The sequence below is a fragment of the Actinomadura opuntiae genome, from assembly GCF_030283205.1.
In the GTDB taxonomy this organism is placed as follows: Bacteria; Actinomycetota; Actinomycetes; order Streptosporangiales; family Streptosporangiaceae; genus Spirillospora.
Window position 1 is genome coordinate 35,566 of record NZ_JASNWF010000020.1, and the last position, 11,241, is coordinate 46,806.

Consider the following 11,241-nt stretch of genomic DNA (forward strand, 5'->3'; position numbering starts at 1 on the left):
CGCGTCCAACCCTGGCGCCCCCGCGCCGCGGTGAATAGGGAAGAGTGCACACAACGCGTGACGAATTCGTGATTATCCCGCCGGGACCGGTGCCGCCGGGTTCCCCTTAGCGTGGTGGGCATGAGCGCCCTCGAACCGGGTTCGTTCCTCGCCGAACTCACCCCGGCGGAACGCGGCGACCTGGAATCGCGCGGCAGGGTCCGCGACTTCGCCCGGGGGGACACGCTGTTCGTCGAGGGGGAGCACTCCAGCTGGGTGGCCGTCCTGCTGCGCGGGCGGGTGAAGGCGTTCTCCTACCGCGAGCACGGCGGCGAGGCCCTGCTCGCCGTGCGCGGGCCCGGCGCGCTGCTGGGCGAGGTCGCCGCGATCGACGGCCTGCCCCGCTCGGCCACCGTCGCGGCGCTGGAGCCGGCGCAGGCGCTCGCGATCACCTCGGACGAGTTCATGGCGTTCCTGCAGGCGCACGGGCGCGTCTCCATCATCATCATGCGGATGCTGTGCCAGCGCTGGCGCGACGCGGACCGCAAGCGCGTCGAGTTCGGCATGTTCGACGCGACCGGGCGCGTGGCGCAGCGCCTCGTCGAGCTGGCGGAACGGTTCGGGCAGCCCTACGAGAGTCGCGCGGACGCGGCGGGCCGCGCCGGCGGGCAGAGCGTCCGCATCACGCTGAACCTGTCGCAGGAGGAACTCGCCGGCTGGGTCGGCGCGTCGCGGGAGGCCGTCAGCAAGGCGCTGCGGACGCTGCGCCGGCACGGCTGGATCGAGACGGGGCGGCGCCGGCTGATCGTCCACGACCTCCAGGCCCTGCGCCGCCACGCCCGCTAACCGTCAAGGCGGTCGCGGGCGGGCCCGGGGGCGGCCCGTACCCTGTGCAGGATGCAGCTACAGCAGCTCGCCTACTTCGTCGCGGTCGCGGAGGTGCGCCACTTCACGCAGGCCGCGGAGCTCCTGCGCGTGGCGCAGCCGTCGCTGTCCAAGCAGATCCGCGCGCTGGAGACCGAGCTGAACGCGCCGCTGTTCTCCCGCGCGCGCGGGAACATCACCCTGACGCCCGCGGGGGAGGCGCTGCTGCCGCTGGCCAAGCGCATCCTCGCCGACGTGGACACGGCGCGGCTGGAGGTGCAGGAGCTGACCGGGCTGCGCCGCGGACGGGTCCGGCTGGGCGCCACGCCGTCGCTGTGCGCGGGACTCCTCGCGGACGTCCTGCGCCGCTTCCATGACGCCTATCCCGGCATCCAGCTGCTGGTGGAGGAGGGCGGCTCGCGCGACCTGGTCAAGGAGCTGACGCGCGGTTCGCTGGACCTCGCCCTGGTCATCCTGCCGCTGCACGGCGACCCGCCCCTGGACACCACGCCGATACTGCGCGAGTACCTGGTGGTGGCCTCCCCGGTGGGGACCGGCGGCGGCGGCTCCAAGGCGATGCAGATGCCGCGCCGCTCCTTCCTGCGCATCGAGGACCTGCGGAACCGTCCGCTGGTGATGTTCCGGTCCGGCTACGACCTGCGCGAGGCGACCATCAGCGCGTGCCGCGCCGCCGGGTTCGAGCCGCGGTTCGCCGTCGAGGGCGGCGAGATGGACGCCGTGCTGCGGTTCGTCGAGGCGGGGCTCGGCATCGCGGTCGTGCCGAGCATGGTGCTCGCCGGACGGCCCGGCCTGCGCGGCACCCCCCTCGTGCTGGCCGACGAGGAGGCCCGGCGCGGCCACCACGGCCCCGGCCTGCTGCGCACGATCGCCCTGGCGCACCGCAAGGACGTCGACCTGACGCACGCGGCCCGCGCCTTCCAGGACCTCCTGATGACGTTCCTCGTGGAGGCGGGCGCGGCGGAGAGCCTCCCCGCCGGCGTCGAGTCCCTCCTCCGCGCCTGACTCAGCGCAGCTCCTCGGCGGCCTGCCGGTAGGCCTCGGCCGCACGCGCGAAGTAGTCGAACAGGACCTCGCGCTGCTCGGGCGTGTAACCGCCGATGATCTCGCCGACCCTGCGGCGGGCGGGCGCGAGGACCCGGTCCAGGTCCCGCGCACCAGGCCCTCTTCGACAGCTTCCTCAAGGGCGCGACGGCGGCGTTGTACGGTTGCGGGACGGACGGCGGGTGGCGAGGGGAGGCCGGTGTGAGCGACCGCACCTCCCGGCAGCGCCGTTTGGTGATGCTGCTGGCGGGCTTCTTCGGCTTCGCCATGACGGCCACCCTGTCCGTCGTCCCGAACGCGGCGGCGGTCGAGATCGTCCGGATCGGGACGGCGGCCGCGTCGAGCGGCGCGGGCTCGCGGGGGCAGGCGCCCGCGCCCGCCCGGGACCGCCGCGCCGGGCCCGCCTGGCCGGGATTCTCCGCGGCGGACGTCCACCTGTGGAAACGGCTCGGGTTCGGCTCCGGCGAAACGCAGAGCCACCATTGCGTCCTGCCGTCCGCCATTCCGGACGCGGCGCTGGGGCAGCACCGGCTCACGGTCGCGGCGGCGCGCGCATGGGTGCCGGCGTCCGTTCACACCTCCGCCGTTCCGGTGCGAGGGCCTCCTTTCGGTACGGGTTCCTGACGCTCATCAGACATCGGCCGCAGTAGCCCTGCGGGCGCTGCGGCGTCCCCGTATGGAGGCTCGTCATCTTCCGTTTCGCCATGCGGCGAGCGCGTCATGCGCTCGCCCGGTTCGCACTGCCCGCACACCGATCGGACGCGGCGTGCTGACCGCGTTCGCCCGCGCGTTCCGGACCCCGGAACTGCGCAAGAAACTGCTGTTCACCCTGTTCGCCGTCCTCGTCTTCCGGCTGGGGCAGAACCTGCCGCTGCCGAACGTGGACGTGACGGCGTTGAAGTCCGCCGCCGACGCGGCGAAGAAGAGCAACCAGCTCTACGGCCTGCTCGACCTGTTCAGCGGCGGCGCGCTGCTGAAACTGTCGGTGTTCGCGCTCGGCATCTACCCCTACATCACCGCGAGCATCATCCTGCAGTTGCTGACGGTGGTCGTCCCGAAGCTGGAGGCGCTCAAGAAGGAGGGGCAGTCCGGCACCACGAAGATCACGCAGTACACCCGCTACCTCACGGTCGCGCTGGCGATCCTGCAGGGCGCGAGCGTCGTCGCGATGACGTCCGCGGGGCAGCTGTTCCAGGGCTCGGACGGCATCCTGCACGACAAGGGCGTCTTCGCGATCGCGACGATGGTCGTGTGCATGGTCGCCGGGACGGCCGTCACGATGTGGCTGGGCGAGCTCGTCACCGAGCGCGGCGTCGGCAACGGGATGTCGGTGCTGATCTTCACGCAGGTGGTGGCCGTCTTCCCCGGCCAGCTGTGGGCCATCTACCAGGCGAAGGGCGGATTCGTTTTCGCCCCGGTCATCATCGTCGGATTGGCCATCATGGCCGGGGTCGTCTTCGTCGAGCAGGCGCAGCGGCGCATTCCCGTCCAGTACGCCAAGCGAATGGTCGGACGCCGCGTCTACGGCGGCACCTCGACCTACATTCCGCTGAAGGTCAACCAGGCGGGGATCATCCCGGTCATCTTCGCCTCGTCCCTGCTCTACCTGCCGGTGCTCGCCACCCGGCTCTGGCCGGACGCGAAATGGCTGCAGCGGCTCCAGCCCTATCTCGACCAGGCCGATCCGTGGCACATGGGCGCGTTCTTCACGCTCATCGTGTTCTTCACCTACTTCTACGTGGCGATCACGTTCAATCCCACGGAGGTCGCCGGCAACATGCAGAAGTACGGTGGTTTCGTGCCCGGCATCCGGCCGGGACGCCCGACCGCCGAATACCTCGACCACGTCCTGACCAGAATCACCGCGCCCGGCTCGCTCTACCTGGGCCTGGTCGCCCTCATTCCGATGGCGGCGCTGGCGCTCCTGGACGTCGGGGACCAGTTCCCCTTCGGCGGGACGACAATCCTCATCGCCGTCGGAGTCGCCCTCGACACCGTCAAGCAGATCGAGAGCCGGCTCCAGCAGCACAACTACGAAGGATTCCTCCGCTGAACCGGACCCGCCGCCGGGACGCGCCGTCCCGGCGGCGGGCCGTGCTCACCGCCGGCTCACAGGTGCGGGGTGAGGGCGGCGAGCAGGTGGCGCTTCGGCTTCGCGCCGACCATCTGGTGGACGACCTCGCCGTCCTTGTAGAGCGTCAGGGTGGGGAAGCCGAGGATGCCGTACCGGCTCGCGATGTCGGGGTTCTCGTCGCCGTTGAGGGACGCGATGGTGAGCCGGTCGCCGAGCTCGGCGTCGAGCTGCTCAAGGATGGGCGCGATCATCTTGCACGGCGGGCACCAGTCGGCCCAGAAGTCGACCAGTACCGGGCCGGGGGCGTTGAGGACCCGCTCCTCGAAGGTCGCGCTGGTCACCGTGATCATCTGTCGCCTCCTGGGGGACGGTGCAGCCGGGGCAGGCCCGGGCGAGTTGGGCGGCCACGCCGGCGCGGCGCCGGACGAGGGCGGCGATCTCGGCGTCGATCTCGGCGAGCTTGCGGCGGTACACCGCGACCGGCTCGGGGCACGCGTCGCCGGTGGCGTGCCCGGAGCGCAGGCAGTCCACGAACGGACGGGTGTCCTCCAGCGTGAAGCCCGCCGCCAGCAGCGACCGGATCTCCACCACGAGCCGCAGGTCCGACTCGTCGTACTGGCGGTAGCCGTTGGCCGCGCGGCGCGCGGTGATCAGACCCTGCTGCTCGTAGAAGCGCAGCGTGCGGGTGCTGACGCCGGCCCGCTCGGCCAGCTCGCCGATCAGCATCGGGTTCCTCCCTCGGTGGCCGTCAACGACCGTAAGCCTTGACGCGCGCGTCAAGGTCAAGCGGCGCGGGCTCGGGACGGGCGTCGAAGGACTCGCGGGCGGTGAAGATGTCGGGCACGTGGGCGGCGGCCCAGTCCGCGATGGCGGCGGTGAGGCGGCCGGCCTCGGCGCCGAGTCCGGTCAGGCCGTACTCCACGCGCGGCGGGACGGTCGGGTAGACGGTGCGGGCGACCAGGCCGTCGCGTTCAAGGGTGCGCAGGGTCTGGGTGAGCATCTTCTGGGTGATGCCGTCGAGGGCGCGGCGCAGTTCGTTGAAGCGCATCGGCCCGTCGTTGCGGCGCAGCGCGGCCAGGACGTAGAGCGTCCACTTGTTGGCCAGGACCTCGACGACCGTGCGGGACGGGCAGTCGCGGCGGTAGGTCAGCGGCCAGCGGTCGTCCGGGGTGGTATCCACAAGGTACCTGGATATCAAACGGGTGCCTTCTTCACAAGAGATACCTGGCTCGTCCAGCATGGACGGCGTGCGGTCGGGCGACCGCGGAAGAGGGGCGGAGATGCGTGCGGTGAGCCAGCGGACGTGGGGCGGGCCGGAGGTGCTGGAGGTCGTCGAGGTGCGGCGGCCGGAGGCGGGCCCGGGCGAGGTGCTGGTCCGGGTCGCCGCGGCCGGGGTGAACCCGGCGGACTGGAAGATCCGTTCGGGGGCTGTCCGGAAGGGCGCGGAGCCGCCGTTCACCCTCGGCCTGGACGTGGCGGGCGTGGTCGAGGCCGTCGGCGACGGCGTTCAGGGATTCCGGCCGGGGGACGGGGTGTTCGGCAACACATTCCCGCCGAACGGCGCGTACGCGGAGTTCGTCGCGGTTCCGCAGGAGCGGCTCACGCTCATCCCGGTCGGCTTGGACTTCGTGCAGGCGGCGGCGCTGCCGACCGCCGCGCTGACGGCGTGGCAGCCGCTCGTCCGGGTCGCCGAGGTGGGCCAGGGGCAGCGGGTGCTCGTGCACGCGGCGGCGGGTGGGGTCGGGCATCTGGCCGTGCAGATCGCCAAGGCTCGGGGCGCGCACGTGATCGGCACGGCGCGGGCGGCCAAGCACGCGTTCCTGCGCGGGCTGGGCGCCGACGAGCTGGTCGATTACACGCGGGACGACTTCGCCGAGGCCGTCCGGGACGTCGACGTCGTCCTGGACCCGATCGCGGGCGACTACGGCCCCCGGTCGCTGCGCACGCTCAAGGACGGCGGGATCCTCATCGACGTGCGGGGCAGCGGGCCCGACCGGACGGAGGTCCGCGCGCGGGCGGAGGAGCGCGGCCTGCGCTTCGTGCAGTTCGGGTTCACCCCGTCCGGCGCGGACCTGGCGGAGATTGCGCGGAGCGGCGTGCGGGCCGTGGTCGACGAGGTGCTGCCGCTGTGGGACGCGGCGGAGGCGCACCGGCTCAGTGAGACGGGACGGGTGGCGGGGAAGATCGTGCTCGTCGCCGGATGAGCTGGAGGAGCGCGGCGGGCGCCGCGGCGGCCACCAGGAGCGCGGCGCCCGCGCGCTGGTCGTGCAGGGGAGCGGCGCCCCAGTGCCGTCCGAGTCCCTCGTACCAGCCGCCGCCGAGGACGGACCCGTCCAGCATGAGCGCGACCCCGGCGGCGACGAGCAGGAGCGGCAGGACGAGCGGCACGCGGGCGCCGGCGAAGAACGCCAGGCCGATCACGAGGAAGCACGCCATCGCCAGCGAGTGGAGCGCGTGGTTGGCCAGCGACGCGCCGAACAACGGGGACGCGTAGTACGCGGAGAAGCTCAGGACGAAGAGCACCGAGGAGACGACCGGATGCATGAGGAGCCGTACGCCCCGGCTCCCCGCGACGGCGGCGAGCCATGAGCCGTCGGGCACGAGCCGCAGCGGACGCCCGTACAGAAGCAGTACGGGGGCGACCACGCCGACCAGTACGTGCTGCAAGGCGTGGGCGCTGAACAGGACCATGCTGTAGCGGGCGATGCCGCTGCCCATCGCGAACAGCAGGACGCTCAGCCCGCAGGCCCACGCGAAACTGCGGCGCAGCGGCCAGCGTCCCGCGCGCGCCACCCCGACCCCGTACAGGACGGCCCCGAGGAGCACGAGGACCAGGAACAAGGGGTCGAGCCACCAGAGCGTCATGTACGGGACGAACCCGGCGGGGCCCGGCAGCGGGAACCCGAGCCGCAGCGCGACCGCGTCGATGGTGCCCGGCGAGACCTCGGGCGGCGGGGTGCGCGCCAGGCCGGTCGCCAGCGCCATCGTCGCGGCCATCACCAGGATCTCGGCCGAGGCGAGCCGGACGAACGGCCGGGGCGTCGACGCCAGTGCCGGGATCGTGGTGCGGCGATGCCACCAGCCCATCGCGCCGAGGACGGTGAGCGCGACGGCCTTCGCCACGATCAGCGAACCGTAGCGGGAGCCGAGGTGCAGGCCGCCGAGCCGCACCCACGCGTTGACCGCGCCGCTCACGCCGACGACGGCGAACGAGACCAGCGCCAGGGTGCTGTAGCGCTCCACGACCTGCGGCAGCCGGTCGCGGACCTCGGGGGCGAGGGCCACGAGGACGACCAGACCGCCGATCCACAGCGCGGCGCCCGCGATGTGCGCGGCGAGGCTGTAGACGGCGAGCGCGTGGTGGGAGCCGGTCGCGGCGTGGCCGGTGAACAGCGGCGGCAGCAGCCCGGCGAGCGCGCCGAGCAGCAGGTATCCGGCGAGGTCGTCGGCGGCGCGCAGCCGGGCCGTCCAGCACAGCGCGACGGCGGCGCCGAACACCAGCACCAGGGCCCGTCCCTGCGGCAGGTCGACCAGGTACGTCCGCAGCATGTCGCCGGTGATGCCGCCCATCCCGACGCCGAACAGGTCGGACACGCTGAACGCCGTCAGCGCGAGCGTGCACAGGGCCCAGGCCATCGCGCTCAGCGAGGCGGCCCCCAGGCAGCGCCGCGCGGTACCGGTCGCCGGGACGAGGACGGCCGCGGCCAGCAGCCACCCGACCGTCACCGCCGACGCGACGTTCGCGCCGAGCTTGGCGACGGCGAGGCCGGTCTTGGTCAGCGCGCCCGCCTCGGACAGTCCGGGCGCGGCGGCGGCTCCGAGCGAGCCGCCGAGCCGCACGACCAGCGCCAGGACGAGCAGGGCCGTCGCGAGCGCCGCCGTCACGAGGACGGGCCGGTCGATCCCGGGGGCCTGCCGCGATTGCGTTGCCACGGCGGAACATACGCATGTGCCCGAGCCGGGGGTTCAGCGATCACTAAAGTGTCCGCCATGCCCCCGCCTGGGGGAGATCGGGGCGGAACCCGCCGACCGGCGACGCCCGCGGATGCCCGGAGAGGTGGCGATGAGCGCCAACGACGGTGGCAACACCTACCTGGAGAAGGTCGTCGCGCAGCAGGCCGTCCTGGAGGACGACCTGCGGTCGCGGCGCTCGGCCCCGCCGCCGCCCGGCGCGGCGCCGCCACCGGGGCCGCTGGCCAAGCGGGACCGCGCGCTCGGCGGCGCGTCCGGCGCGTCCGGCGCGCCCGCCGCGCCGGCCGAGGCGGGCCCGGTCGAGGTGCGGATCAAGGGGTTCTGGCGCTGGAAGAACGTGCTGGTCCCGCCGAACGCGTTCGTCGTGCACACCCGGCGCGGGCGCGCGGAGCCGCTGCACATCGGGCTCGGGGTGTCGTTCCGGTTCAACCCGTCCACCGACTCGTTCCTGGTGGTGCCGGGCGCGACGCAGACCATCCTGATCAACGCGTACTGCATCTGCAGCGAGCTGCAGGGCGTGCTCGTCCAGGGCTACGTCCAGTGGATCATCCAGGACTTCGCGACCGCCTACCGCAAGCTCGACTTCGGTGACGCGCAGGACCCGATGCGGGTGGTGAACCTCCAGCTGCGCGAGCAGGCGGAGGCGGCCATCAAGGACAAGGTGTCCAGCATGGGCGTGCGGGACGTGCTGAGCGACAAGCAGCCGATCATCGAGGAGCTGACCGCGCGGCTGCGCGCCGTCGCAGAGGGCGAGGACCACAGCGACCGCGGGCTCGGCCTGCGGATCGTCACGGTGCAGATCAAGGAGGCGGTGGTCAGCTCGTCACGGCTGTGGGAGAACCTGCAGAAGCCCTACCGGGCCGAGCAGGGCCGGATCGCGCGGCTCGCGGAGCTGGAGGCGGAGGAGGCCGTCGCGCAGCGGGAGATGGCGGCGCAGCGGGTGAAGGAGACCCAGCGGCTGGAGCACGAGCGGGAGCTGGCGGAGCTGCGCTCGCGCAACGAGGCGGAGCGGTTCGACACCGACACCGCCGAGAAGCTGCGCCGCACCCGCCGCGAGCACGACGACGCCCGCGAGGTCGCCGAGCTGGAGACCGAGACGACCCGGCACGCGCTGCGGATGGAGCGCGAGCGGCACGCCGAGGAGGCCGAGACGGGGCGGCTGCGGATCGAGCGCGACCACGAGCTGAACCGGCTGCGGGTCGAGGGCGAGCTGGCGCTGCAGGAGACGCGGTCGCGGTCCCAGCACGAGACGGCGCTGCTGGGCCTGGAGCGCGACCGGGTCCGCGCCGAGCTGGACAACGGGCAGACGCCCGCGGCGATCCAGGCGCGCCTGATCACCCGGCTGCCCGACATCCTGGAGCGGCTGCCGAAGCCGGACGAGCTGCGCACCGTCACCGTCAACGGCGCCGACCAGACCAGCGTCGCGGGCCTGCTGACCCAGCTCACCGCGGTGATCGGCGCGCTGCGCGCCGCGGCCGCCGAGTCCCCGGCCGTCACGGGCGGGGCGGCTCCGGAGGGAACCGGACGGGCAGCGCGGTGAGCGCCCGGTGGAAGGGGCCGGGACGCCATTCCAGCTCGTCCACCGGGACGGCCAGCTCCATGTCGGGCAGCCGGTCCAGCAGCGTCTCGATCGCGGCGGACGCGATCAGCCGCGCGTGCCCCTTGGCCGGGCAGGTGTGCGGCCCGGCGGCGAACGCCAGGTGCGCGCGGTTGCCGGTGCGCTGGTGCGGCGACCGCGACGGGTCGGTGTTCGCGGCGGCGTAGGAGATGACGACCGGCTGGTCGGCGGGCAGCAGGTGGCCGTGGAAGTCGACGTCCTGGCGCGGGAACGTCGCGCCGAAGTTGGCCATCGGCGGGTCGGTCCACAGGATCTCGTCGAGGGCGTCCTCGACCGGGAGGCTGCCGCCCGACAGGTCGCCGGCGAACCGGTCGTCCGACAGCAGCAGCCGCAGGCCGTTGGCGATGAGGTTCTGCTCCGGCTCGGTGCCGGCGCCGAGCAGCAGCGCGAGCTGCTCGGCCATCTCGTCGTCGTCCAGCTCCGCCGGATGCCCGATCATCCACGACGTCACGTCGGCCCCCGGATGGGCGCGCTTGTGCGCCACCAGGTCGCGGGTCGCCCGGTTCAGCACCGCGTTGGCCTCCTCGGCGGACGTGCCGTCGAAGATGCCGCTCATCCCCTGGACGAGCCGGTCGCCGATCTCGGGCGGGCAGCCGAACAGCTCGTTGAACACCAGCAGCGGCAGGACCCGCGCGTACTGGCCGATCAGGTCGGCCTCGCCGTCGGCGGCGAAGGCGTCGACGAGGCGGTCAGCGCCCGTCTCGACGTGGCCGCGCAGCGCGCCGGTGTCGACCCGGTCCAGGCTGTCGGTGATCACCGAGCGGAGGCGGGCGTGCACGGCGCCGTTGGCCGACAGCGTGTTCGGCCGGTACATCAGCATCGGCAGCACCGGGCAGTCGGCGGGGACGCCCTGCTGCCAGCGGCTGCCGTCGCGCGGGAACCGGCCGGGGTCGCGCATGACCTCCAGCGCGGCGTCGTAGCCGATGACGAGCGTCGCCGGGATGCCGGGCGCCAGCTCGACGGGCGCGACGCCGCCGTGCGCGCGCAGCGCGGCGTACACCCGGCCGGGGTCGGCGGCGAACTCCGGTCCGTAGAGCCGGCCGGGCTCGTGCGCGGCGTCCTCCCGCGCGGGACGGGTCTGGTCGATGGTCACGGGGTCTCCTGGCCGGTCGCGAGCAGGTGGTCCACGAGCGCGATCAGCGCGTGCGTCGACGACGCCCGGTCGCGCGCGTCGCAGCTGACCAGCGGCGTCGACGGCGCGAGGTCGAGCGCCTCGCGCACCTCGGCGTCGGGGAACTCCGGCGACCCCTCGAACCGGTTCACCGCCACCGCGTACGGCAGGCCCTGCCGCTCCACGATGTCCATGACGGCGAACGACTCGGCCAGCCGCGCGGTGTCCACCAGGATCAGCGCGCCGAGCGCGCCGCGCGCCAGGTCGTTCCACAGCCGGGTGAAGCGCTGCTGGCCGGGGGCGCCGAACAGGTACAGCACGAGGGAGTCGCTCAGCGTCAGCCGGCCGAAGTCCATCGCGACGGTGGTGGTCGTCTTGTCGCGGATGCCGGCCAGGTCGTCGACGGCGGCGCCGGCCTGCGTCATCCGCTCCTCGGTGCGCAGCGGCCGGATCTCCGACAGCGTCCCGACGTAGGTCGTCTTGCCGACCGCGAAGTGCCCCACGATGAGGATCTTCACCGCGGTCCGGACCGTCTCCCGCAGGTACGGCCCGCCGCCCACT

At 73.2% G+C, this 11,241-nt stretch carries 12 protein-coding genes; 6 read left to right on the forward strand and 6 right to left on the reverse strand.

What is annotated here, in order from left to right; genetic code table 11:
- The first annotated feature begins 120 nt into the window (after window positions 1-120).
- The 4 genes from QP089_RS35825 to secY all read left to right on the forward strand — a co-directional run bounded on the left by QP089_RS35825 (window position 121) and on the right by secY (window position 3,958).
- Window positions 121-825: a Crp/Fnr family transcriptional regulator gene (locus tag QP089_RS35825; protein ID WP_285917910.1), complete on the forward strand. Its 705-nt coding sequence runs from the start codon at window positions 121-123 to the stop codon at window positions 823-825.
- A 51-nt stretch (window positions 826-876) separates the two neighbouring features.
- Entirely contained in the window at window positions 877-1,866 is a 990-nt protein-coding gene (locus QP089_RS35830) for a LysR family transcriptional regulator (RefSeq protein ID WP_285917911.1), read from the forward strand.
- 240 nt (window positions 1,867-2,106) lie between these two features.
- Entirely contained in the window at window positions 2,107-2,529 is a 423-nt protein-coding gene (locus tag QP089_RS35835; RefSeq protein ID WP_285917913.1) for a hypothetical protein, read from the forward strand.
- 142 nt (window positions 2,530-2,671) lie between these two features.
- A complete protein-coding gene (gene secY, locus QP089_RS35840; RefSeq protein WP_285917915.1) occupies window positions 2,672-3,958 on the forward strand; it encodes a preprotein translocase subunit SecY in 1,287 nt (428 codons plus the stop codon).
- 56 nt (window positions 3,959-4,014) lie between these two features.
- Here secY and trxA read toward each other — a convergent pair whose 3' ends face one another.
- The 3 genes from trxA to QP089_RS35855 are packed head-to-tail and all read right to left on the reverse strand — an operon-like array spanning window position 4,015 to window position 5,159.
- Window positions 4,015-4,329, reverse strand: a complete 315-nt coding sequence (gene trxA / locus QP089_RS35845) for a thioredoxin (RefSeq protein ID WP_285917916.1) — start codon at window positions 4,327-4,329, stop codon at window positions 4,015-4,017.
- Complete coding sequence (locus QP089_RS35850; RefSeq protein WP_285917918.1) at window positions 4,211-4,705, reverse strand: MerR family transcriptional regulator; 495 nt, start codon at window positions 4,703-4,705, stop codon at window positions 4,211-4,213. Before QP089_RS35850 ends, trxA begins: the two co-directional genes overlap by 119 nt.
- 22 nt (window positions 4,706-4,727) lie before the next feature.
- Complete coding sequence (locus QP089_RS35855) at window positions 4,728-5,159, reverse strand: winged helix-turn-helix transcriptional regulator (RefSeq protein WP_285917919.1); 432 nt, start codon at window positions 5,157-5,159, stop codon at window positions 4,728-4,730.
- 100 nt (window positions 5,160-5,259) lie between these two features.
- Between QP089_RS35855 and QP089_RS35860 the strand changes: the two genes are divergently transcribed.
- A complete protein-coding gene (locus tag QP089_RS35860; protein ID WP_285917921.1) occupies window positions 5,260-6,183 on the forward strand; it encodes an NADP-dependent oxidoreductase in 924 nt (307 codons plus the stop codon).
- Here QP089_RS35860 and QP089_RS35865 read toward each other — a convergent pair.
- On the reverse strand, window positions 6,134-7,912 hold the full coding sequence (locus QP089_RS35865) for a bifunctional copper resistance protein CopD/cytochrome c oxidase assembly protein (protein ID WP_285917922.1): 1,779 nt from the start codon (window positions 7,910-7,912) through the stop codon (window positions 6,134-6,136). The two genes, QP089_RS35860 and QP089_RS35865, sit on opposite strands and share 50 nt — an antisense overlap.
- Window positions 7,913-8,042: 130 nt before the next feature.
- On the opposite strand from QP089_RS35865, the gene QP089_RS35870 reads away from it, so the two are divergent.
- Window positions 8,043-9,491 carry an SPFH domain-containing protein gene (locus QP089_RS35870; protein WP_285917923.1) on the forward strand — a complete coding sequence of 483 codons (1,449 nt, stop codon included), beginning with the start codon at window positions 8,043-8,045 and terminating at the stop codon, window positions 9,489-9,491.
- Here the strand turns inward: QP089_RS35870 and QP089_RS35875 are convergent.
- The gene (locus QP089_RS35875) at window positions 9,445-10,662 is read right to left on the reverse strand and encodes a cytochrome P450 (RefSeq protein WP_285917926.1); all 1,218 of its coding nucleotides are present in this window, start codon (window positions 10,660-10,662) and stop codon (window positions 9,445-9,447) included. The two genes, QP089_RS35870 and QP089_RS35875, sit on opposite strands and share 47 nt — an antisense overlap.
- Window positions 10,659-11,240, reverse strand: coding sequence for a GTP-binding protein (locus QP089_RS35880; protein ID WP_285917927.1), 582 nt, complete (start codon window positions 11,238-11,240; stop codon window positions 10,659-10,661). Before QP089_RS35880 ends, QP089_RS35875 begins: the two co-directional genes overlap by 4 nt.
- Window position 11,241 lies beyond the last annotated feature (1 nt).